Source organism: Posidoniimonas corsicana, from assembly GCF_007859765.1.
GTDB lineage: Bacteria > Planctomycetota > Planctomycetia > Pirellulales > Lacipirellulaceae > Posidoniimonas > Posidoniimonas corsicana.
Genome location: NZ_SIHJ01000001.1, coordinates 1,005,443 through 1,028,882, shown reverse-complemented (window position 1 = coordinate 1,028,882; position 23,440 = coordinate 1,005,443). Strand labels below are relative to the sequence as shown.

The following is a 23,440-nucleotide window of genomic DNA, read 5'->3' as shown; positions in this document are numbered from 1 at the left end:
TAATGCTTGTGGGCGGGCGTAGCGCCCGCCGCCGGCGGATGGAGGACAGCCCCAGAGGGCGTGTTGTTGCTTGTAGCCCTCGCCTGCTGTGCCGCTGGCTTGCTTCGGGTTTTTCCGTATCTAGCTCGTCAGTCAGGAGAAGGTTGTGTCCGAGTCCTCACCAGCCAAGGGCGCTGCGCCCGCCCCGAAGAAGCGCTACGTGCGTTCCGTCAGTGGACGGATGCGTGTGCTTCTTTACTTCATCTTCGGGCTGGTCGCCGTGCTGGCGGCCAACTCGGCGTACCTGTCGTCGGTGACCGCCATGGAGTGGTTCACCGGCAGGACCTACCAGGACTACTTCTACCAGTACATGTTCCTGGCCCACCTGATCATGGGCCTGCTGCTGGTCACGCCGTTCCTGATCTTCGGCGTGCGGCACATGATGGCGGCCAAGGACCGGAAGAACCGCCGGGCCGTCAGGATCGGCTACGCCCTGTTCACGGTGTGCGTGACGGTGCTGGTGAGCGGCCTGCTGCTGATGCGCCTGGGCGGATTCGACCTCCGCGAGCCGATCGCCCGGCAGACCGTGTACTGGCTGCACGTGGCCTGCCCGCTGGCGGCGGCGTGGCTGTACTGGCTGCACCGCCTGGCCGGACCGAAGATCAATTGGCGTATCGGCGGCGCCTACCTGGGCGCCGTGGGCGCGGCGGTGCTTGTCATGCTCTGGCTGCAGGCGCAGGACCCGCGCGAGTGGTACGCGCAGGGCCCCGAGTCCGGCGCGAAGTACTTCGAGCCGTCGCTCGCCCGGACCTCGACCGGCGACTTCATCCCGGCCGAGAACCTGATGAACGACGAGTACTGCAAGACGTGCCACGCGGACGTCCACGCCCAGTGGAGCGACAGCGTGCACCGGTTCAGCTCGTTCAACAACCCGCCCTACCTGGCCAGCGTCACCGAGACCCGCAAGGTCTCGATGGAACGCGACCAGTCGGTGCAGGCGTCGCGCTGGTGCGCGGGCTGCCACGACCCCGTGCCGTTCTTCAGCGGCGCCTTCGACGACCCAAAGTTCGACACGGTCGATCACCCGACCGCCCAGGCCGGCATCACTTGCACCGTGTGCCACGCCATCACCCACGTGAACAGCAACAAGGGCAACGCCGACTACACCATCGAGGCGCCCCTGCACTACCCCTTCGCGTTCAGCGACAACTCGGTGCTGCGGTGGGTCAACCAGCAGCTCATCAAGGCGAAGCCGGAGTTCCACAAGAAGACCTTCCTGAAGGACTTCCACTCGTCGGCCGAGTTCTGCTCCACCTGCCACAAGGTGCACCTGCCGGGCGAGCTGACGAAGTACAAGGAGTTCCTCCGCGGCCAGAACCACTACGACCCGTACCTCTTGAGCGGCGTGTCGGGGCACGGCGCCCGCAGTTTCTACTACCCGCCCGCGGCGCAGCACAACTGCAACAACTGCCACATGCCGGCCGAGTCGTCCGACGACTTCGGCGCCAAGCTGATCGCCGGCGCCGACGGCCTGAGCGTCCACGACCACATGTTCCCGTCGGCCAACACGGGCATCGCTTGGTTGCGGGACAAGCCCGAGGTCGTGAAGGCCCACCAGGAGTTCCTCGACGGCGTGATGCGGGTCGACATCTTCGGCATCCGAGACGGCGGCGAGATCGACGGCCGCCTCACGGCGCCGCTCCGCCCCGCGGTCCCCGCGCTCGAGCCGGGCGGGCGGTACCTGCTTGAGACCGTCATCCGCACCGTGAAGATGGGCCACCTGTTCACCCAGGGCACCGTCGACTCCAACGAGATCTGGCTGGACGTGGTGGTCAAGTCGGGCGACCGCGTGATCGGCCGCAGCGGGGCGCTGGATTCTGATCGCGGCAACGAGGTCGACCCGTGGTCGCACTTCGTCAACGTCTTTGTGATAGACAAGGACGGCAACCGCATCGACCGCCGCAACGCCCAGGACATCTTCACGCCGCTCTACAACAACCAGATCCCGCCGGGCGCCGGCCAGACCGTGCACTACGAGCTGCAGATCCCCAACAACGTCAGCGGCCCGGTCGAAGTTGAGGTGAAGCTGATGTACCGCAAGTTCGACCAGCGGTACATGGACTTTGTCGCCCGCACCAACGCGGAGTTGGGCGCCGAGATCCGTGGCTACACGCCGGGCGAGCCCTACGTGAACAACCTGCCGATCACGGTGCTGGCGACCGACCGCGTCACCTTCCCGGTCGGCGCTGACGCTCCCGCCCCGGAGAACGGCGAGTTCGCCGCGCCGCTGTGGCAGCGTTGGAACGACTACGGCATCGGCCTGCTGCTCAAGGGCAAGGCGGAGCTCCGCCAGGCCGAGGAGGCGTTCTCGCAGGTCGCGGGCCTCGACCGCTGGGACGGGCCCATGAACCTCGCCCGCGTGTACCTCGCCGAGGGGCGTCTGGACGACGCGGTCGACGCGCTGCGGCGCGCCGACGAGTTCCGCGACGCCGAGGGCTACCCCCGCTGGACATGGGCGTGGCTCAGCGGCGCGGTCAACCGCCAGCAGGGGCGCCTGGTCGAGGCGATCCAGAACCTGCGTAGCACGCTGGAGGACAGCACCGCCGAGATGCAGCGGCGCGGGTTCGACTTCAGCAAGGACTACGAGGTGATCAACCTGCTGGGCCAGACCCAGTTCGACCTGGGCCGGCTCCGCGCCCGCCAGGGGCGCGAAGAGGAGGCCCAACAGGCGTGGACCGACGCGATCGCGACCTTCAAGAAGACGCTCGCGGTCGACTCGGAGAACTTCACGGCGCACCACAACCTGCAGCTGCTCTACGCGGAGCTCGGCGAGGACGACAAGGCCGCCGAGCACGCCAAGCTGCACCTGGTGTACAAGATGGACGACAACGCCAAGGGCCGGGCCGAGCGGCTCGCCCGCGAGAAGTACCCGGCGGCCAACCACGCCGCCGAAGCGGTGGTCAAGTACTCGCTGAACCGCAGCGGCGCGCCCGGCCTGGCTGCGGCGCCGCCGGCGGCCGATGCGGACCAGATCGCAACCGACGACGCTACCCCAGGAGGTGAATGATGAAGCCCCAGCAATCGACAGAGGCGGCGCGCGACGAGCCGCTAGACGAACAGGACGACGCGGTCATCGCCGTGGCGCTCAAGTGGTCGTTGGTGTGCCTGGTCGGGATCGCCGCGATCGGAACGCTGGCGTTCGCGATGAGCCAGCGGAGCGAGCCGGTCGTCGTGACCGAGAGCGAGCTCTCCACGGTCGAGGTCCGTGAGGCGCCGGTCGACAGCCCGCCGCAGGTCGCGTTCACGGACGTGTCCGACCAGCTGGGCGACGGCTTCGTGCACCGCAACGCCGCCGCCGGCGCCAAGCTCCTGCCCGAGATGATGGGCGGCGGCTGCGCGTTCCTCGACTTCGACGCCGACGGCGACCAGGACCTGCTGCTGGTCAACAGCCTCAGCCGCTGGCCCTGGGACGGGCCGGAGGACGGTCAGTCGCCCGCCGGCGCCACGCTGCTGGAGAACGACGGCTCCGGACGCTTCACCGACGTCACCGATGGCTCGGGCTTCGAGGAGCCAATGTACGGCATGGGGGTCGCCACCGGCGACTACGACAACGACGGCCTGGTCGACGTGTTCCTCAGCGCCGTTGGCCGCGACCGGCTGCTGCACAACGAGGGCGGCGGCCGGTTCCGCGACGTCACCGAGGAAGCCGGTGTCGGCGGAGGCGACGGCGACTGGGGGACCGGCTGCGGTTGGTACGACTACGACAACGACGGCGACCTCGACCTGTTTGTCTGCAACTACCTCAAGTGGACCCGCGAGTTCGACGAGTCGCAGAACTTCCAGCTGATCGGCGGCGGCCGCGCCTACGGACGGCCGCAGAACTTTGAGGGCGTGTTCCCGTTCCTCTACCGCAACGACGGCGGCGGCCGCTTCACCGAGGTCGCCGAGTCCGCCGGCCTGCACGTGCGGAACACGGCCACCAAAGTGCCGGTCGCCAAGTCGCTCGGCCTGACGTTTGTCGACGCGGACGAGGACGGCTGGATCGACGTGATCGTGGCCAACGACACCGTGCAGAACTTCTTGTTCCACAACCAGCGTGACGGCACGTTCCGAGAGACCGCCATCGACGCCGGCATCGCCTTCGACATGAACGGCGCCGCCCGCGGCGCGATGGGGATCGACGTCGCGCGGTTCCGCGACGACGGCGCGCTCGGGATCGCGATCGGCAACTTCTCGAACGAGATGACCGCGCTGTACGTCTCGTACAAGGGTGAGATGCAGTTTATGGACGAGGCGGTCTCCACCGGCCTCGGGCCGAGCTCACGATTGGAGCTCAGCTTCGGGCTGTTCTTCTTCGACTACGACCTCGATGGCCGGCTCGACATCTTCACCGCCAACGGGCATATCGAGGACGAGATCAACCGCGTTCAGCCGAGCCAGCACTACGAGCAGGCCCCTCACTTGTTCTGGAACTGCGGCTCGCAGCATGACACCGAGTTCGTCACCGTTGACGCGTCGCTCGCCGGCGAGGACCTGTTTGCGCCGATGGTCGGCCGCGGCGCCGCGTTCGCCGACATCGACGCCGATGGTGATCTCGACCTGGTGGTGACCGCCATCGGCGGACCGGCGCGTCTGGTCCGCAACGACCAACAGCTCGGCCACGACTGGCTCCGGTTCCGCCTGACCGGCGACAGCAGCAACCGTGACGCCATCGGCGCGTGGGTGCGGGTGGAACTGGCCGACCGTGTGATCGAGCGGCAGGTGATGCCGACCCGCAGCTACCTGTCGCAGGTTGAGCTGCCGGTCACGTTCGGCCTCGGCGCCGACCCCGAGGTGAAGTCGATCAGTGTCCGCTGGCCCGACGGGTCGCAGCAGGACGTCGAGTACACGGGCCTTAACCGTACCTATGACGTGCTGCAGCAATCAGCCGACGCGCAGTAGACGAGAAAAGAGCGGCGGAGACGCAGTCGGTCTCGGCCCTGTTCGGGGTGCTGTCCGTCGCGGCGGCGCCCTGCCCGGCCCGATGTTCCTGCAAGTTGAGAATCGTCGGCGCCTAGTGGACTGGAGTTTGTGTTGAGCGGCCCAAAAGCGGGGTTCTGGAGCACTCATGGCTACCGGTGCGACAGAACCCCGCGGCCGTTCCACTCGAAACGCTCAGTGGATTGTTCCGCGGCAGCAAACAGCAATGCGTTTCTTCGTTTGCGCTCCGTAGCCGCTCTCTCTTGAGAAAGCCCCCTGTCGGCTGGACCGGGCGACTAGGCACATCGCTCAACCGCCGGGCCCGTGCGGCCCCACGCGTCACGCGGCGGATTGTCAGCCGAAAAGTGTTGTATTCGCCCGCTGGGTGGGGTACTCTTCTTGTTGCTTTTGTGCACCATGTCGCGTTGCGGCGGGGCCTGCTGCCGACAAATCGCGACCTCAGGCCGCGGCCGATGCCGGCGGCAGGCGAGCCGGGGCGACAAACAGGCGTCCAGTGGAATCCGTTCAGCGAAGGGGCTTCTATGCGTGCCGATACCCGGTCAAAGCTGCTTGCGATTGTCGCCTTATCCCTGGTCACGCCAGCGGCGCTGCCCGCTGCGGAAAGCGAGGTCGCGATCGTCTCCCCGCCGCCCGAGTCTTTCTTTGAGATTGTGAGGGAACGCGACCGGGAGCCCGCGCGGGAGTTCTACGCGAAGTACGCCTCTGCCGGCGGCCTGCCCGTTGTCGCCGCCGAGGAGGTGGCCGACGAGGCACTGACGCGCACCGTTGAGATCGTGGAGCACATGCTGGCCGGCAGGCCGGACGTGCTGCAGAAGATGGTCGAGAACCAGATGTACCTGATCATCATCGGCAAGAACCAGGTCTACACGGACATGCCCGAGAACCGCCACGTCCGCAACAAGGAGTACATGAACGAGCGTGTGCGGGGCACCGGCGGGAAGCCCACCAGCTTTGGCGAGGAGAACCTGCTCTGCCTGGCCCTCGACCGGTACGACGACGAAAGCATCGCCGTCCACGAGTTCTGCCACACCATCGACGGCACGCTACGATCGTTGGACTCCGAGTGGCGCGACCGCGTGCGCTCCGTGTACCGCAGCGTGCTCGACCAGGGCAAGTACCAGGGCGCGTACGCCGGCAGCAACCCGGGCGAGTACTGGGCGGAGATTGCGCAGTCGTACTTCGACTGCAACCGGGTCAACAACTGGAACCACGGCCCGGTCGGCACGCGCGAGGACCTGCGGGCGTACGACCCGGAGGGGTACCAGCTGGTCCACACCACCTTCAACCTCACGCCTGAGAACGACTGGCGGTACACCTACCTGCAGAAGCACCCGGTGGTCATCGACCCGCCCGAGAAGTTCGACATCAACCCGTACTACACCAAGTTCTCGTGGGCGAGGGAGTTCACGGTGCTGGGCCGCCAGGCGCCGGACGCAGCGCTGCTGAAGGCGAACGACACCATCCGCAAGCTGTTCGCCTACCGCCACGACATCCTCAAGGCGCTCATCACCGACGATGTCCGCCTGGTGGTGCTCGGCGCGGGAGAAACCCTGTCCGACCTGCCCGAGTGGCCGCTGCTGGAGCAGGCCGGCCTGCTCCCCGATGCGCGGCAGGCCAAGTACAGCCCGGACGCCAAGCTGGTTGTGGTCCCGGCGGAGCAGGTAGCGGTGGACCCGGCCTCGCTCGACGCGTCTGGCAATCCGGTCATCGCCCTGATGATGGACGCCGCCTACCAGATCACGGCCAGCCGCCCGGTCGACCCGGACTGGGAGAACCGCGGCCGCGACGTGCAGCAGTACGAGCTGAACGTTGAGCGGCTTGACGAGCGGTTCGGCAAGAAGGTCTCCGAGACCCGGTCCGCAGCCGTGGCCGACGGCAAGTGGTCCGGCACGCCCGCCGCGGGCAGCGACGCCGACTACTTCATCGCCGGCGTGCTGGCCTACTTCGACGCGGGCGGCGCCGCATTGACCCCCACCGGGGCGAGGCAGCCTATCTTGGACCGTGCCGCCCTCCGCGACTACGACCCGGGCCTCTACGAACTGGTCCACGAGACAATGGCCTACGAAGGCCGGCAGGACTGGAAGTTCCAGGCCGGTCAGCAGTAGCTGCTGGCGAGTAATCTCACGCCGGGTTTACCAGCGTGAAACTGGCTACTCGTAGGCCGTGTGCGACTGCGCCGGTTGCCGCCCACAGATTCAATCGTCCGGCGCGTGATCCCACGCACTTCTATGGGGAAATTCCCCAGTAGTTGGCCGACCGTCTGCGCTTAGTATGGTCGTTGGGCATCATCACCGCCGGGCGTAGTTGCAATGGACAACGAGAACCGCGTAGAAGACTCCGGGTACGTGCTGATCCGGCACGTGCCCCACGACATCCGGGAGGCGTTCGACGACATCTGCAAGGGCCAACGAACAAGCGCGGCCGAGGAGCTGATCGCGTACATGACCGCCAAGGTCGAAGAGGCCGCCTCCAGCGATTCTGGGAAGGCGATCCTGCTGTCGGTGTGGTAGCTCAGAACGCCAGGCCAGCTTAAGGGCCGCCGGAGATCGCCGCGCGGATTAGAGCGCCCCATTCTCTATGCAGAAAAGCGAGTACCGGAGGAGGGACTCGAACCCTCACGAGATTACTCCCAATGGATTTTGAATCCATCGCGTCTGCCAATTCCGCCACTCCGGCAAGTGGTTGCTGGCTAACAGCTTAGCTAACGTCCGCCCCGATGTCACGGGGCATCAAACCGCCAAAAAACCGCCACAGCTACGCCTGCGCCGCCAGGACCGCTGGAACGTGGAGTTTCTCGGCGGTCCCTTGCCGCTGCATCCGCTTCGCGAGGTTGATGTACCGCCGAGTAGTCTGGCGGTCCTTGTGAAGCATCAGGTGCTGCAGGACGTCCTCGGGCAGGCTGTCGACGTTGGCGTTGGCGAATCCAAACCGGAGGCGGTGGAAGGCTCCCGGGATCTCGACCCCGGCCTCCTGTTTCAGGCTGGCAAAGTGGGTCCAGAGGCCACGCTCGGCGAGCGGCCACCGGAAGACAGCGGCGTCAAAGCCCATCAGGGGGCGCAGGTGCTGCACTACAACGGGGTGGAGCTCGACCCGGGCGTCTCGCTTACCCTTCGTCCGGGCAGCCTCTACGAACGCCACACCGGCCTCCAGATCGACGTTCGCCTTCTCGAGGGCCAGTATCTGCCGGATTCGCCAACCGGTCATGTACGCGAACACCAGGAGCGCCTGCCACCACTGCTCGGCAGTGTAGTGCCGATCGTGGGGCTGCTTCATCGTGTTGCAGGCGCCGTACAGAAGCGCGAAGTCTCCATCGGACACGAACTCGGGGTCCCGTTCAGGCTCCCTGAGGAGCTCGACCTCGACCTTCTGGGGGATCAACCCCCACTTCTTCGCCTTGTTCAAGGCACAGCGAACGTGCCGAAGGTCCTTGTTGACCGTCGCGGGCTCCCGGCCGTTCTTGAGTCGCTTCGCGCGGAACTCGTCAACCGCGGCGGCTGTAACCTGGTCCAGGTACAGCGGCGCAACGATCTCCTGGAATTGATCCAGCGAAAGCTTGTACTGGAATCGAGACGTTGGCTCCAGCGTCGCCAGGTGGTCGCGGTCGAACTGCTCAACGAACACAACCCACTTGATCCGCTGGTGACTCTGGAGGAGCCCCGCGGCGGACTCGCCCTCGAGCTTACGGGCGTACTCTCGGGCCGTGGACTTCGGCCCTACCCTCTTCTGACGCTTCTTGCCGCGTGCGTCGTACCAGCCGACGTACCACGGGCACTTCTTCTCGCCAAGCTTGGCCTTCTGCCTGGCCTCCTGGAATATCCACGCTTTCATGATCTCCCATCCTTTCACGAGTAGAGTTCGCGGTCCTTGATCGCCGCCGCGCATCGGCTGTGTCGCTGCTCAGTCGTATGGCCGCGAATGCTAGTCCCGCCTCCTGGCCAGCTTGCGGACATAACGGTCGAGGTCCTCTCGCAACCAATGTGGGCGGCCGCCGAGCTGGAATGGCTTCGGCAGTTCTCCGGCCTTCACAATCTCCCCGAACTTCGTCCTGCCTATGTCGAGGTACTCGCAACAATGCCGGATGCCCATCGCTGCTGGCCAAGTAGTTCCGCCCGTCGCGCCTCCACCGTTGGCCATAATCGAGATGAATCGGGACAAGTGCCCCATTGCCACTGCGAGGTCCGAATCTGCGATCAGGGCTCGCTCCTCCAACTCTTCAGAGTTATCAGACAACTTCCGACCTCCAGGGGATTAGTAGTGCCCGGCCGCCCGGAGGCGGCGCGGGCTCGGGGTGGTTACCACTCAAACTCAACCGATCGATACCCCACCGGCAGCCGCGGGTGCGCATGACGGATCCTCTCACACTCGCGGGCAATCTCATCGAGAGTCGGGACCCAGCCGCGCAGCGTGCTGTTGAAGCGGCGGGCTTGCTCCTCCTCGGACTGCTGGTGGTAGTGCAGTCCGTTGGCAATCGTCCGCACGGCCGAGGCGGTCACGCCCGCAACGCCGGCGACGTCGACTTGCCGCGCCCCAGTCTCCAGCATCTGCTCAATCTCCGCGACCTTCTCCGCGGTCATGGTGTTGCGTGGAATCAACGGACACCTCCTTCCGATCTTGCGGCCGCGTTTCGCAGTCCGCGAGACGAATTCGGTAGCGTCTGCCGAACATAGTCGCACGGCAGCTTCGGGGCGCTGTCCACGCCATCGACAGCCAGCGAAGTAACCACGGCCGCGAATACTCCGGCGTGCCACTGCTCGACAGGAAGGGGCCGAGTAAGCACGAGTCGAATCGCTCTGTCCGTCCAGCCATCTAGGACGCAGCCCGACTTCAGCTTGTCGAGCAGTTGGTAGCGTTCGGCGATCGGCGAATTGGGCTTTCCCGAGTGCTCGACCCACTTCACGCGGAGCCAGTGTTCTAAGGCAATCTGAAAGCCTGACCAGGCGTTCTCGAAGTTTCCCTCGGCGAGCTCTTCTCGAGCAGAGCCTACGATCTCAGGCAGACTGCTGCTGGGATTCTTCCAAGCTGCAACGGGGCTGGAGGACGGCAGGGGCGCAAGCGTACGCGCCCGCAGTTCTGCGGTTGCCATCTAGTTGGCCTTCCTTGCTCCGGCAGAACGCCGGAAGCAAATAAAGAAGCCCCAGCCCTCACGAGCGTCGTATAGGCGGCACTACCCGCCCGGCCACGGTCACCCGTCCGCGCGTAGGTTGCCCTGCGCGCACGACCACACTCGCGAAGGCTGGGACTCCTGGATAGTGTTTAGTTCATACGGGAACCGTGCTGGTGCTTTCACAGATGAAGTGGCGCCACCAGAAACGCTTTATACGCCCGAGATTCTGCCCGATCTGGGGGGCGGGTGTCAACTCGGGCGGAATGCGACGCCACGCCGCTCATGCGAAAACCCGCCGTGATCGGCTACACTGCTGACGATCACCTAGATGGGAGAAACGCGTATGAAGGGCCGAAACTGGCTGCCGGTGGTGCTGTGCGCTGTGGGCGCGATCGCAATTGCGGTGCTTGTGGTCGCAGTGTTGGTCGAGAGCTATTGGACTGCTGCTCTAGCTGGCGTGACCCTGGTCGCAACGTGGGCCATTTGGCATTTCAGGCCTGAAACGAGGTACGCCCGTGCCGCAGTAGGCGTACTTGGGCTGTGGTCAGTTTCCCAGATTGGGGGTGTGCTGGCCTTCGCCCTCAAGACTCCCGAAGACGTCGAGGCCAACGTCGGCGTCGCGGGAGTATTGACTTTGGCAGGCAGCCCTGGTGTTTCTGCATCGCTTATTGGCCTCGCGGGTTTGACCTACCTGCTGGACTATCTGACGCGAGAACGCCCGTTTGACTCGTTGGCGGGCAACGCTGCAGCACGATCAGGTGACAGCGTTACCTCCGTCACTGCTGCCGAGACGATCATAAGCGGCTCCGTCGGTCACATCGGAGACATAAACGCTACAAACTCAACGGTGAACGTGACCAACGTCGTCAACAAGATGAACTCTGACGCGGCCAGTGCGACAGGAGGATCCGATGCCTTTGATGCGGAGATAACGCTCGCCGCTGAAAAGAATACGACTGCGCCAGACACTGCGATCGACAGACTAGAAGGCATCCGCACTAGGTCCTGGACCGCCCTCACTGATCGACAGCGGTTTCGCGTCGAGGCGAATTTGGGACACGCACACAGAATCAAGGGGGACAGCTCCAAGGCCCTTCACCATTTCCTAGCGGCTGCAAGCGAAGATCCAACTCACGAGAACTGTGACTTGCTGCTGGGAATCGGGTACCTGGAATTGGATCAACAGCCTCAAGCGCTAGAGCACGCAAAGAGAGCAGTGGATCGATCGCCGCTCAACACTGATGCGAGAATGCTTCTTATTCAGGCAAGCCCTCCGGACGAGACTGAAGAAGAGTTGCTGAAGGACTGCCCCAAGCATCTGCGTACCGACCTGCATATTCGGGCCGCGATTGGGACGCACGCGATGGTGCGTGGCGACCTTCCGCATGCCATAGAGATATTTCGAGAGGTCTTGGCGAAAGAGCCATCGCTCGAAGTCGTCAAGGAGAATCTCGCTAGGAGCCTCATCTCATTGGCTGGTGGAGTTGTAGGCACCAGACAACCCAAGCAAGATCCCGCGCTAGCGGAAGCGACCCGGTATTGCAACGAGTTGCTCAGCTCTCCCAACCATAAGAGCGATCAGGCCAAGGCATCGTTCTATACACTTCGGGCGATCGCGAACGAGCTATCGGGGGAGATCGTGGACGCCGGGCAAGACCACCAGCGCGCAGAGGACCTTGCACCATCCCACTCTGGATTCGCGTTTCATCATGGGAGATATCTAACGCAGTATCACGACGACGTTAATGGCGCCATTGATCGGCTGAGAGCGTCGGTCGAGGCAGAAGGCGTCCTCGAAAACACTGCGCTGTACGCCGACATGCTAATACAGCGTGGCGACGGAAGCGATAGGGATACCGCGGCGCAAGTCTTAGAGGCCGCGCTTGGTCGCGGAGTCCGCTTTCGATCTCAGCGGTGCAATCTTGTTAGCCTTCTATGCCAGGCGTTGGCAGCGAAGGGATCGCTCGACGACGCCCTCACGAAGGCGGCTGAGTACATAGACAGCCTCGGTGAAGCCGTTGTAGAGTCGATTAAGGCTGACGCATTGCACGAGGCCGGAGAGGTTGAGCGTGCTAAGGAGAGCATCCGAAAAGCGGCCGACCTCCTGCGCAGTGATTGTGACGAGCAAGAACGTGTGGAAGTCGCATCCGTATGCCACCGTTGCGGTGAAGATAAGCTGGCCATTCAGCTATTCGAGGACGTCGATCTCCCGCAGCAGTCTTTGAATACAGTTGGCATAGCAATCGAAGCGGCTCGTAGGTCAGGAGACGACCGGTTCATTCTTGGAGCTTGCTCGGCTCTCCGTTCAGCAGGGTGGGAAGTCGAATCGCTCTATCGTCTGGAGATCAATACCCTCGAGCGCATTGCGGCAACTGATGACGCGCTCGAAGTCATCGAGGAGGGGCTGTTAAGGTTTTCTAGCACTGGCTTTTTGAAGAAGCTTCGGCTTCAGAAACTGTTGATTGCGATTCGCGATGACAGAAAAGAACTCTATGCCATTAACGTAGCTGACCTGCCCGGGGTGGCCGAGGTCGATCCCCGTGTTGGGCAAGAGGTTGTCTTTGCGCTCCAGCATTCCGGTCATCGTATGCCGGCCATTGAGTACGCGTACGACCTCCTTCGCAGGTTCTTCGACGATCCCTCCGTGAATGGAACCTACCTCGATGCTGTCGGGTTTCCAAACGGCGTGCCGCCCTTCCCGGCGTGCAGTGAAGTCATCATGGGAACGGGCGTTGAGCTCAAGTCGAGCAATAGCGATGAAACCGTCATCTGGATCCTAGAGGACTGCGAAGTTCCTCCACCAAGCGTAGACAGGAATGAACTCGGAGAATCTGATTCGAGATCTCAGCTGCTCCTCGGTAGGAAGGTGGGGGACTCGGTCTCACTCAGCAGTATGGCACCAGGTCTTAGTGCCTATACCGTTACTTGGATCGCGCCAAAGTGCGAGGCGAGGATCAAGCTGCTACTCAATTCGATGTACGACAGGTTTGGGGACCGGTCTCGTTTCTTCCCCGTCACGATTCCTCGAGACGCTAAGCCTGAGGAGATTTTTGAGCGGCTGAAAAGTGCGACTCAAGGTGTGGGTGATAAGCGAGAGCACGACCGAGCTCTCTATCGAGAAACTCCGGTCATCTCCGTCGCTTCCTTCGCGAAGATTACCAATGCGAATCTCATAGAGGTTGCGAACAACTTCTGCGATGACACGACCATGCCGTTTCGGTGTTGCCGTGGAGACGACGGCGAATGGGAGCCGGCTCTTAAGACGCTGGGTGAGCGCAGCGACATCCTTGTCGATAGCGTGGCCCTTACTACGATGAAGAGTTTTGGCGTTCATCGCATGGTAAGCCTACCCAACCATCGGTTTCACGTACTGCGGGCGTCAGTCGACCACTTCCGCGACCACAGCCTACAGTGTGAAAGGCGGGGCGCGGCCCAGGAGAAGTCATTGTGCGACGACCTACTTGCGTGGATAGACAGTGAATGTGAAATGCACGACTCGAGGGCCATTTTGGATGTTGCCGACCCACAAGTTGAGGAGTGGATCCGCATCTTTGGCGACGACGGCGTCGCTGCAATTGCATTGAGCAGCCGCAACGACTGGACGCTCTGGACCGACGACTTATCGGTAGCTCGACTTGCGGTCGAGAAGTTCAGCTTTGAGAATCGAGTTTGGACCGAGATCGTCGCCGGATTCGCATCAGCCGAATGCGATGGCGTAGCTTATTGGGGGGAAGACCTGCAAGTTAGCCTCATCGACGCCGGCTACCAACACTGCAGGCTTGTCCCCAAGACGATAGTTAGATCCGCTGAGCAATCGGATTGGGATTGCGTCAGCAGACCGTTCAGTCAGGTAGCGACCTGGTTGTCTTTGCCAGGCGTCCCAGCCGAGGGAATCACGACCATCCTTGCGGCAGCGCTTCCTGCGTTGTGGAAGGCAGCGCCGTCAACACCACAGGCACGCGGCCTGTCTCGGGCTGCGTTTGCGGAAGTCGCCAAGCATCCCCATGGTGAGGCTATGCTCAAGATCCTGAAGCAAATACTTAATAACGCATTCGGGCTCAACGTAGTCGGGTCGCATGAATGCGATCAACTACTCTCGAGTTTGATCAAAGCTGTTGGGAGACGTAACCTTCCGCCTCCTGGAGCCGGAGGATTCATTCTGCCCGACTGACTACACCCCGCGCCGCGGCTTCTGACGGCTCTGACCGGCGCGGGAAGTTTCAAGTTGCCAAGGATCGATTTCAGGTGCGCGATTCGCGCACCTCAACTGGGGGAATCCCCCAGTTGAAACTCCCCCAGCTCGACCAGCGGCGCCCCCCACTCCCCGGGCCGCCAGTCGAACCGCAACCGCTTGAGCCGCTCCTCGGGCGTCCAGCGGGCCCGGATGGCGGCCTTGGCGGCTTCGTACTCCTCGGGGGATGGGAGGTAGTAGGGCTCGTCCAAGGGGTCACTCCCGTCGCTGACCGCCTGAAGGGCGGGCGGTTCGCTCCGCCTGGTCGGCAATCCGCTCGAACGAATCGGCTGCGCGCTCCAGCTTCTCCAACGCTGCGTTTACGTCTTTGATTTGCTCTGGCCCCGCCTGCAAGCCCGAGCCTCCCTCTCCGTGGTACCTGAGGTACCGCTCGAGGTTTTCGATCTCGCTCTCGACGACCGACTGGGCGTCTGGGATCGAAACTTGTGCCCCCACCTTGGCATACCGTCGCAACCTGTTGCCGGCGGCCGTGCCGCGGAAGAACGAGAAGTCACCCGACGACGCGCGGCCGCTAAACAACAGCGCCCGGTCGAGGTTCGCCTTGGACTTCTCGGTGAGATACCCTTCTGACCCCAGCTCGAACTGCTCGTTGAGCGAGTCGGCGATCCGGTTGCCCGTCGCGGTCTTTCCGTACTTGTCCGAGCTAATGATGTCGAGCGTGCGCAGGCCATGGGCCTCCTGGTCTGCCGCGCTTCCAAAACCAGCCTTCGTGGCGTCGTACGCTTTCGCGATGATCGATGTAGGGTCCATCACCAGTTGCTCGAGGGCGCCCTTGGCCTTGGCTTCGCCGCCCATCATTTCCACGAAAGCTCGCCCCAAACTCTTGTCGGTCTGAACCGCGAGCAGCCGCTCCCCGAACGTGTCGACATCCGGCGAAAGCTTGCCGCTCTTGATCGCGTTGTTCACGAACTCCTCGAGCTTCGCGCCAAAGTTGATCGACGCGGTTGCCGTGACGTTGCCCTCGGTGTCAGGAATCTGATTGCTCAATGCCGCGAACAGCGCGCCTGCCTCCTGGGCTGTCGCTTCCGCCGTGACCATGCCGCCCAGCGCCTGGGGGATCGCCTTGAATTGCTTGCCCGCGTCCGTGACACGCGACGCTAGTCCGACCTTGTTTAGAAAGCCAAGGTTCCGGGCCGCGTTCAGGTCGCCGGTGCTCTTTCCGACGTCGCTCAACGCTCCCGCTGTCGGTCCAATCGCCTCAGGCGTGTTGGGGTTGTACTGCGCAGCCATCCGCACGTTGCGAAACGCCGCCTCCGTGTTGCCTCCCGACCCGGAGTAGGCGTCCGCCAGCGCCGAGTCGATGATGTGCTGGGGCTGGCCTGTGGTAGCCGCCAGCTTCTCCGCACGGGCGACGAATGCATTCCGCTGGTCGCCGGAGAGCCCGGCCGTATTCTGTAGCAGCTTCTCCCGTGCTCCGGCCGCCGTGATGTGGGTCTGCCCGATCCGGTCGGCCTGCTGGCGCAGCGCTTCGAGCTCGCTGCGTACCAGGGCGACGGCAGACCCGAAGCTAAGCGTTCCCGCGGCCAGCGCGCCGACCCTGCTGATCAGCTCCGTTCCCAGAGAGCGGCTAGCAGTCCTCCCCACCCCGTCCAACGTTCGCTGATACCGGGCGGCGAGCACCTCCGCGTCGCGAAGCTCGAGGCCGCCTTTCTTAACGGCCAGCCCGAGCTTGGCCATGTTCGCCTCATACCGCTTCATCGGATCCGCTTGGCGGGCCAGCTGCTCGGCCACCTTCGCCGCGCTCTTCCCGCTGGTCGTGATCTTCTTCAGCTCCTCGTCTGTCATTCCAAGGACACGGTTCAACTCCTGCCCGGCCTTGACGTCGGCCTTCAGGTTGATGGGGACTACAGCCATTGATCTAACCTTTCGATAGTCGGGTAACGAGGTCCGCATTCAGTCCCAGCTGCCAAAGGACCGACCGGGCATCGTCGCGTGTGGATGTGATGTAGCCGTGCTCTTCGACGTGCACCCGGAGGTCGTCGGCGATCACCTGGGCGGCCTCCGCCGCGCCGGGCATCTCGCAGTCGGCCAGACGCCCAGCAAGCTCAATCAACGGCGGAGCCTCTTCGATGCCGTACAACAATGCTGCGTGAAGCGGTGGATTCAGCAAGCCAGGCTCCACGCCAGGCAACGCTAGCAGATCGGCGCCGTCGACCAACTCGAGAAGAGACAGGCGATGAAGCACGGAGGCGAAGCTGGGGCGGGTCGCGGTTGTCACAGGGTGCCCTCAGTGATTGCCATCCGGCGGAGCGCGGATTCAGCGTAACAGTCGTCGCACTCGCGTTCGTCAAAGACGTGGCCGGGCGGTACGGCCCGCTTCGCCCACTTCCGCGCCCACCGGACGCGTGAGCATCGCGGGCACTTGTCGACGACCCGGCCCTTCTGCCGCGCGTCCCGCTCCTTCTCGGCCCTGAGCCGCTGCTTGATATCCCGCTCGGCCTTGGCCTCCACTTCCGCCCGGATCTCGGCCTCAGACTTCGGGGTGTGTGTGCTCACGTCGCCGGGCTCGGGGTGTTTCTCGACCTGCTCACGGATGGACTCAAGCACCAACTCCGCGACCGCGGCCATGCCGGCCGCGCCGTGCTCCTGCTTGATTCGGTCCATCAGGTCGACCGCCAGGCGGCCGTTGTAGAGGTCGAAGTAGCCGAGGCTCTGGTCGAGCGCGTTCACTTCAACGTCAGCCAGCTTGTGCGTCGGCAGCTTGCTCCGCTCCTGCTCCACGTATGCCGCCACCAGCTTCTGCGCGTGGTAGCTGCCATCGGGGCGACGTCCATCCAGCGACTGGCCGCGTAACCAAGGGGCGGATCGCGATAGCAGCCAGGAAGCTTCGGTTTGGGTGAGTGCCTCCAGGTCCACTGTGTGGCCGCCTGGTGTGCTCTCGGTTTTGGTGGTCTCAGGCATCGAATCGGTGCTTTCTGGCTGTGTGGGCCTGGTCTGGCGGAGAGAGAGAGACGCCGCCGCCTGCCTGTTTTTGTGTGGCGTGCGAGAAAAAGTCGCGCGATCGCTCCTGGCGGAGCCCCCGCGGGGGGCGGCCAGAAGGACCCCGATGGGGGGGGTATGTCAAATCGGGCCAGAATCCGCGGGCTGAGCGTGCATCGCACGCGATCGGTTGCCGTACCTTGGTGGCGGATCCCAGACGGGAAAGTCCTGCACACGCCCACACTGGGCACAGTCTCGACGCGTGGAGCGGCCGCCGTGGATGGGAACATCCACGTACTCGACGCTGCCGCAGCGGTCGCAGGTGGGAGATTCTCCCACCTGGTGGGCGCCGACGACTGGAGTCGGACGGCCGGCGGGCCGGGGCTCAGGTGGGGAATTCCCCACCTGAGCGGCGCGGTGATGCTTCGTCTCGGGGCTCTCTTCTGGAGTCGACTCCAGAGGGCTAGCAGGGGCAGATTCGGTGGCCGGAGAGGTCAGCCACGTGGGGAGACTGGAACGCAATGGAACGCGACCCATAGCATTGTACCTATATGTGATGTGTGTGCGTGTCATACTCAATTCACAAAGTCTCACCTGCGTACAATGGATAGGGACGCGTTCCAGTGCGTTCCAATCAGTACTGACCACAGAGCTTGATTCCTTCGTAAGCCCTTACCTTCGCACCGTTTATGCGTGGCTGCCGGACAATAACCCCCGGAACCGCCGCCTGAAGGTTCCGGCCAAACATCTGCGCCGTCTCCGTGTGGTCGCGCCCTTGCGAGCGGCACCAAGTGCACCACGCGCCGTACAGCTCCTTAACCGGAATCTGAAAACCTGCCCCGACCTCGCATTGCTCACTCACGAACGCTGCTGTGGGCGACGCTAAGTCCCTCATCTCGCTCAGCAGCTCCAACGCCGAGTCCGGCTGCTGGAAGTAGCCACGCTCGTTCAGCCGCCTCCAGCCCTCGCAGGCCCACAGGAAGATGCTGGGGAGCTCTGAGGCCAGCTTGGCGTCAAGCCCGCGATCTTCCTTGCCAAGGAACGACTTGGTCATCCTGAGCACCAGGAACCGCCCCGTGATTGCGCTGGACGCGTCTGCGAGGCGTGGGAGCTCGTTCGACAGGATGACCAAGCGGGTGGGCAGCTTCGCTTGGATGGCCTCCTTGAACTTGACGTCGATGCTGAGCGTGTCTTCGCCTGAGATGCTCAGCAACCGCTCCAGGACCACCGATTGATCCGTGCGGCCGCTCAGGCGGGCGTCTGAGATCACCGCCACGCTCTTGCCGATCAAGGACGCCAAGCCGAAGTTGGTGGCCATACCGGCCAGCGTGGGGCCACAGGTGTTGCCCTTGCCCACTAGGCGGTGAATCACCCGCGCGATGGCGCCCTTGCCGGACCGGGTGGGTCCAATCAGCAGGAAGATCTTCTGCTGGCTGGTGTCCGCTGTGAGCAGGTACCCCATGAGCTCCTGCAGGGCCGCGATGCTGCTCTGATCGTCGCCCCACACGGACTGCAGGAAGGCGAGCCACGCGTCTGGGCGGGGGGCGTCGAGTTGAAAATCGTAGTCGCAGGCCGCCGTAGCCAGCAGCCGAGGCGTAGCGGGCCGGAGGCTCTCGCCGCCCCCGAACAATGTCGGCAAGCTCAGCAGGCCGTTGCGAAGGGCTACGCACTGCCCCGGGTCAGGATCCCCGTCGGCGCCCACCAGCCAAGCTGGGGCCTCGGTTGCCGACGACAGGATCGTCTTCGCGCGGAGGTGCTCGAGCACTTCGTTGACGTGCGCGGGCTTCACCCCCATGAAATCGTGATTGAGCCGGTTCACAATCTCGGCCCGGACCTCATCGTCCCGGCGCGGGGTGTAGCAGCCAGCCTTCCAGAGCCACCACGTGCCGTGCCAGAAGCGGAGCCGGCTGACCCCATCCTCGGTCATCTCCCGCACAATGGCGTCCGCCTCGATCGCCGCATCCATATCGGACGCGTCGGTCTTCAGCGAACCCGGGTCGACCTCTTCAGGGTCGGTGGCGTCGTTGATGAGCTGCGTGATCGCGTCCGACCCCAGCGCGACGATCATGTCATCCAGGCCCCATTTGGCCCCGTCAGGGCCGCCCGGGATGCGAGCGACCTTCACAACCGCACCGCGGGCCTGCATCGCCGAGGCGAGCATCTGCTCGGCCGCCAGGACGTTGCTCTTCTCGACGGCGTCGCTGTCGAACGCGATGAACACTTTCCGCCCGCGCCACTCGATGGCGTTGAGCTCTGGCAGCAACTGGCTCACCTTGCCTTTAGGCTGCCAGTTCCACACTCCAGATAACCCGATCGTCGGCAGGCCGTTCTGGCTCGCGCAAAGGGCCTTCTTCTCGCCCTCGGTAACCCAGACGTCGACCTTGTTCTCGGCGAACCTCTCGGCCACTCCGGGTGGGAAGTAGGCGTGAGACTTCACACCGCGGGGCTGGAGGTACTTGGCGGTTTTGCCGTTGCGCTGGGGCGGCCGTTCTGGCTTCACGCGGCTGAACAAGACGTTCCCCTCGAGGTCCCGGTAGGGAAACACGAGAGCGGCGCCGTACTTCTGCGGCCAGCTCTTCCAGCCCATCATTAGGGCGAGCTTGATCCGCTCATGCTCGCTGTAGATCCCAGCCGCCTCGGCCGTCTCTTCAGAGATGCCGGAGGCGGCAAGTTCCTGCAGGTGGGCCGGAGTCAGCTTGCGCAGGTCGCCGGTGGCGTTGAGGATACCGTTTACGGAACCGTTCGCGTTGGCGGAAAGTGACGTCACGAAGCATCACCTCCGGCCTCGCGCGGGCCGAGGATCTGCTCGACTAGTCCCGCGTCATACGCCGCCCTCACCGCTGATTGCCAGCCCTCGCGGCGGCCGCGGCCGCTACGGCTGTCCTGTGACCAATGGCTAATCCACAGACCAAGCCGGTCTGCCAACGCACGCTGCAGGGCATTGAAGGTCTGGATCTCGGCGGGCTTCACCTCGAGCTGCCAGGAGTGGCTGGTGTCGACGTCTTGGATCGTCAACGTTGTGTGGCCTGGATGCGGCTGCGAAATGGCGATGAGTTCGACGTCGGGTGTGCACCCAACGGGTGGTTGTCGATTTGCTGTACTGCTCGATACCATTAGGGTTGTCCTGAGTTAGTGCAGCCGGGTCGCGATTTCGCCGTCGCGTGGCCCGGCTGCTTTTTTGTGAAAGGCCCCGGCCGGACCGCCGGCGGGCTCATGCCGGCGATCCAGCGCGAGGCAATCACCCCGCTTTCCGCGGACATCGGCCGATGAACAAAACCGATGTGTCGCGGTGCGAGGGAACTAATCTCCTACGCGTCGGAACGAACCAGGCCGCGCCAGTCGAGGGCTTGGGCCCCGATCCAGTGCTGAACGTCGAACCACAGCCCCCACTGGCCCTGGGTGAGGAAGCCCGAGCGAATCTGGGGCTGCCCTGCCGTTCCGGTCTTGAAGCTCACCTCAACCGTGTGAGGGCCGCCTTCGGCCGCCAGGTACCAGCTCGTTGCAGAGCCGTCGAGCGTGTCGCCGGTGTCGGGATCGATGACGCCGTTGTCGAGCTGCGCGTCGCTGCGAACAACTGGAGGCGGGACGCTCTCCTCCGAGCTGAGCTCGACATCGCGGGCCAGCTTGGACGCAGTCCGCTCGAGCGCCTGCGGAACGAGCACGTAGCGGCCCCGAAGGTTCAGCGGCTGGCCGCCCTCCGTCTGCTTCGCCATCAAGGTAGCCGCACTCTGCAGCGTGCCATCGGCAAGAGCCGACCCCGTCTGCAGGTTGCCGTGATCCGCGTGGAACAGCGCGACGCCGTCCCGCATGATCGGGTTGCTGAGCAACTCGGCGACTACTCGGAGCGGTCGCAGACGAGCAGCGGCCTTGCCGAGCAGTCGCGGGCCAAGCTGCTCCGTGTTCCCGAACGAGTTGTTGATGACGTCCATTTCGTCGATCGTCCACTGCGCGGCGAACTCGCCGAGCTGTGTGTCTTCGCCGGGAAACGCCAGGTCGAGGTGATCAGCCACCCCGCCTCGCCCTCGCTTCTTCATCGCGCCTTGCTCCGCGCGGACGCGGGGCGTCGGCTGCAGCGTTGGATTCTCACCCTCGAGCGTCCAGCCCTTCGTGCAGTCGTACACGCTCTCGTACCCGTCGACGAACGCAGCGCCGAACACGTTGGTCAACAGGTCACCGGAGGCTGAACTGAACCCGGCGCGGCCCTGGAGGGACGTGAACAGGGCGTTCATGAACTCGACCCGCCCGTGCGCCTCGAGCCCGACGCCATCGTGCGCGGCGGCTTGCCTCAGGATGTCGATCAGCGGCATCGGTGCCCAGTGCCGGGCTTCTTCAGCGTCGCGTTCGAACTGCGAGGACGGAGCCAGTCGCGTGAAATAGGTCCCGTCGTGGTGGACGCGACTGCGCGACGGATCGTTGATGCCGAGCCGCATCATTAACGCGGACTCGAGAGCGCCCAACGATGGGCGTCCCGTTACACTGTTGCGGCTGTGCACCGCAGGGGCTGCTTGGGGCATGACTTCCGAACTCCTGAGTGATAATGCCGGCCCGTTGGACCGGATCTTGGCGTGGCGGTCGGCGCCGATCGCGACCACCGAAACTTCAAATAGTTCCCATTTCACCGCGACGCGGAGGGCGTAGTCATCGCTCGCGCGGTGACTCTTCCCGTTAACGGTGCGAGTGTCGCCCGGGGCGATCGTGGCGTAGCTGAGAATCCGGTAACCGACGCTGACCGCGTCGCAGTGGCCATCGCGGACTTTCTGCCAGGTCGAGTCGGCGACGCCATCGCCGCGGGCAAACCTGAGGGTCGCGACAAGTTGACTGCCCTCGCGACGGATGTTCTCGACGGACCCGATCACCGAGGCCGCCTCGCGGGTGTGGTCGAGCAGCAGTGGAACCTTGCTGCCGTACTCGGCGCCGTCCATCTGCAGGGTTTCTTCGATCGCTCGCATCGACTCGAAGTCGAGCATCACCGCCGGCTCTTCGGTGGCGATGACAGCCTCGACGGTACGGGCTTCATCGTCGGCGGTTGCGGCCCTGGTGAAGACTCGCGCCCGCGGGGGCTCTGCTACTGCGGCGCGCTGGCCGTGGATTGGTTGTGGCATTTGTCGTGTAATCTGCTGTGGTTGGTTTGTTGGGGAGACTGCGGGTCAGTCCTCGAGGTCGCTGGGCACCGGCCATGGAGCTGTGATCATCACGCGATCGACCTCAGCCGCGCGGGCCTGCAGCTCCTGGATCTCGCGGTTGAGCTCTTTCCTGCGCTTGTTGATCGCGGTCTCGCGATCCTTCTGCGAAGCGAGTTGCTCGTTGAGGATTCGATCCTGCTCGTTCAACTGCTCGCGTTTCTGCTTCGCCTCGTGGTCGCCAGCGACCGCGGCGGCGAGCAGTTGAACTTGGCGAACGACAGACGACCGGGCTTCGCGGGCCCGTCTGACCGCGGCCTTCAACGAAGTATCCTCTCGGTTGAGCCGCTCCGACTCATCGCGAGCCTGCGTCAGCTGCTGTGCAACCTCGGCGGCCTTCGCACGGAGCCACTCGGGCGCCGAGTCGCGGAGCTTCTTGTCGAGGCGAAGGTCACCCGTCGACCGTTGGCGCGCTTCTGTAAGCTTCGGGTGCAGGTCAGTGATTCTCGCGCGGAGTGGTTGGGTAGCTTGCTTGATCTCAGCGCTGATCCCGGCGATCTCGCGCTCGAGGTCGGCCACTTCGGACTTGGCCTTGGCGACGGCCTGCTGTTGGCGGATAAGTTCCTGTCGCGCCTCGACTGCAGTGACGACCGCGTCCAGATCCGCCACCGTGGCGCCGATTGCCTCGAGGCGGGCTTCCACGTCTTCGGGAGTAGCCTTGCCCGACATGACATCGAGCGCGACCTCGTCGAGGGTCTCAACGGCCGCCATGTCGCGTTGCCGCTGGCGGCCGGTCAGCTTTGCCATGAGAGACCGACCGCTATCGAGGACCGCCGCCCGAGTCGCGATCACCGTCGCGTCTGCCCGGCTGCGTTTCGCTGTCTTCGACCATTCGGTGATTGTGCTCGAGGTCCAGAACGGCTCTCCGCCTCGGAAGCCGCTGGGCGCCGGCTTGGGGCCGATCAGCCGCCCGAGCCTCATGAGCTCGTCGACCTGCTGCTCGCTGAGGTCACCCGAGTTTAATAGCGATCGCATCTGCTCGACCGCTGCGTTAGTGATTGCCATCGATTCATCTCCTGAGTGTTG

Annotated in this window: 15 protein-coding genes and 1 tRNA gene; 5 read left to right on the top strand and 11 right to left on the bottom strand. The window is 64.0% G+C overall.

Going from position 1 to position 23,440, the window contains the following annotated elements; translation table 11 throughout:
* The first annotated feature begins 145 nt into the window (after positions 1–145).
* From KOR34_RS03860 to KOR34_RS03845, 4 genes are all read left to right on the top strand, one after another.
* Complete coding sequence (locus KOR34_RS03860; protein WP_228714497.1) at positions 146–3,046, top strand: multiheme c-type cytochrome; 2,901 nt, start codon at positions 146–148, stop codon at positions 3,044–3,046.
* Entirely contained in the window at positions 3,046–4,920 is a 1,875-nt protein-coding gene (locus tag KOR34_RS03855; protein WP_228714496.1) for a CRTAC1 family protein, read from the top strand. Before KOR34_RS03860 ends, KOR34_RS03855 begins: the two co-directional genes overlap by 1 nt.
* 560 nt (positions 4,921–5,480) lie before the next feature.
* Positions 5,481–7,064, top strand: coding sequence for a hypothetical protein (locus KOR34_RS03850; RefSeq protein WP_146562367.1), 1,584 nt, complete (start codon positions 5,481–5,483; stop codon positions 7,062–7,064).
* A 204-nt stretch (positions 7,065–7,268) separates the two neighbouring features.
* Positions 7,269–7,469, top strand: coding sequence for a hypothetical protein (locus KOR34_RS03845; protein WP_146562365.1), 201 nt, complete (start codon positions 7,269–7,271; stop codon positions 7,467–7,469).
* A gap of 82 nt (positions 7,470–7,551) precedes the next feature.
* Here the strand turns inward: KOR34_RS03845 and KOR34_RS03840 are convergent.
* The 3 genes from KOR34_RS03840 to KOR34_RS03830 all read right to left on the bottom strand — a co-directional run bounded on the left by KOR34_RS03840 (position 7,552) and on the right by KOR34_RS03830 (position 9,551).
* Positions 7,552–7,635 (bottom strand) — tRNA-Leu (locus KOR34_RS03840).
* A gap of 78 nt (positions 7,636–7,713) precedes the next feature.
* A complete protein-coding gene (locus KOR34_RS03835; RefSeq protein ID WP_197531117.1) occupies positions 7,714–8,787 on the bottom strand; it encodes a tyrosine-type recombinase/integrase in 1,074 nt (357 codons plus the stop codon).
* Between the two features lie 464 nt (positions 8,788–9,251).
* A complete protein-coding gene (locus KOR34_RS03830; protein ID WP_146562361.1) occupies positions 9,252–9,551 on the bottom strand; it encodes a hypothetical protein in 300 nt (99 codons plus the stop codon).
* 855 nt (positions 9,552–10,406) lie between these two features.
* Here KOR34_RS03830 and KOR34_RS03825 point away from each other — a divergent pair.
* Complete coding sequence (locus KOR34_RS03825; protein WP_146562359.1) at positions 10,407–14,234, top strand: tetratricopeptide repeat protein; 3,828 nt, start codon at positions 10,407–10,409, stop codon at positions 14,232–14,234.
* A 92-nt stretch (positions 14,235–14,326) separates the two neighbouring features.
* Here KOR34_RS03825 and KOR34_RS03820 read toward each other — a convergent pair whose 3' ends face one another.
* From KOR34_RS03820 to KOR34_RS03785, 8 genes are all read right to left on the bottom strand, one after another.
* On the bottom strand, positions 14,327–14,506 hold the full coding sequence (locus KOR34_RS03820) for a hypothetical protein (RefSeq protein WP_146562357.1): 180 nt from the start codon (positions 14,504–14,506) through the stop codon (positions 14,327–14,329).
* Positions 14,507–14,510: 4 nt separating this feature from the next.
* Positions 14,511–16,046, bottom strand: coding sequence for a hypothetical protein (locus KOR34_RS03815; protein ID WP_146562355.1), 1,536 nt, complete (start codon positions 16,044–16,046; stop codon positions 14,511–14,513).
* A gap of 127 nt (positions 16,047–16,173) precedes the next feature.
* Positions 16,174–16,533 carry a hypothetical protein gene (locus KOR34_RS03810; RefSeq protein WP_146562353.1) on the bottom strand — a complete coding sequence of 120 codons (360 nt, stop codon included), beginning with the start codon at positions 16,531–16,533 and terminating at the stop codon, positions 16,174–16,176.
* Positions 16,530–17,216 carry a hypothetical protein gene (locus KOR34_RS03805; RefSeq protein ID WP_146562351.1) on the bottom strand — a complete coding sequence of 229 codons (687 nt, stop codon included), beginning with the start codon at positions 17,214–17,216 and terminating at the stop codon, positions 16,530–16,532. Before KOR34_RS03805 ends, KOR34_RS03810 begins: the two co-directional genes overlap by 4 nt.
* 652 nt (positions 17,217–17,868) lie before the next feature.
* Complete coding sequence (locus KOR34_RS03800) at positions 17,869–20,001, bottom strand: phage/plasmid primase, P4 family (protein ID WP_146562349.1); 2,133 nt, start codon at positions 19,999–20,001, stop codon at positions 17,869–17,871.
* Positions 19,998–20,249 (bottom strand): hypothetical protein, encoded by a 252-nt coding sequence (locus tag KOR34_RS03795; protein ID WP_146562347.1) that lies wholly within the window; start codon positions 20,247–20,249, stop codon positions 19,998–20,000. Before KOR34_RS03795 ends, KOR34_RS03800 begins: the two co-directional genes overlap by 4 nt.
* A 293-nt stretch (positions 20,250–20,542) precedes the next feature.
* Positions 20,543–22,336 (bottom strand): HK97 family phage prohead protease, encoded by a 1,794-nt coding sequence (locus KOR34_RS03790; RefSeq protein ID WP_146562345.1) that lies wholly within the window; start codon positions 22,334–22,336, stop codon positions 20,543–20,545.
* Positions 22,337–22,381: 45 nt separating this feature from the next.
* Entirely contained in the window at positions 22,382–23,419 is a 1,038-nt protein-coding gene (locus KOR34_RS03785; RefSeq protein ID WP_146562343.1) for a hypothetical protein, read from the bottom strand.
* Positions 23,420–23,440 lie beyond the last annotated feature (21 nt).

Coding starts and splice junctions, on each gene's coding strand:
- KOR34_RS03805 (WP_146562351.1), bottom strand. CDS start 17,216: ATGCCTGAGACCACCAAAACCGAGAGCACACCAGGCGGCCACACAGTG.
- KOR34_RS03825 (WP_146562359.1), top strand. CDS start 10,407: ATGAAGGGCCGAAACTGGCTGCCGGTGGTGCTGTGCGCTGTGGGCGCG.
- KOR34_RS03785 (WP_146562343.1), bottom strand. CDS start 23,419: ATGGCAATCACTAACGCAGCGGTCGAGCAGATGCGATCGCTATTAAAC.
- KOR34_RS03790 (WP_146562345.1), bottom strand. CDS start 22,336: ATGCCACAACCAATCCACGGCCAGCGCGCCGCAGTAGCAGAGCCCCCG.
- KOR34_RS03850 (WP_146562367.1), top strand. CDS start 5,481: ATGCGTGCCGATACCCGGTCAAAGCTGCTTGCGATTGTCGCCTTATCC.
- KOR34_RS03845 (WP_146562365.1), top strand. CDS start 7,269: ATGGACAACGAGAACCGCGTAGAAGACTCCGGGTACGTGCTGATCCGG.
- KOR34_RS03835 (WP_197531117.1), bottom strand. CDS start 8,787: ATGAAAGCGTGGATATTCCAGGAGGCCAGGCAGAAGGCCAAGCTTGGC.
- KOR34_RS03855 (WP_228714496.1), top strand. CDS start 3,046: ATGAAGCCCCAGCAATCGACAGAGGCGGCGCGCGACGAGCCGCTAGAC.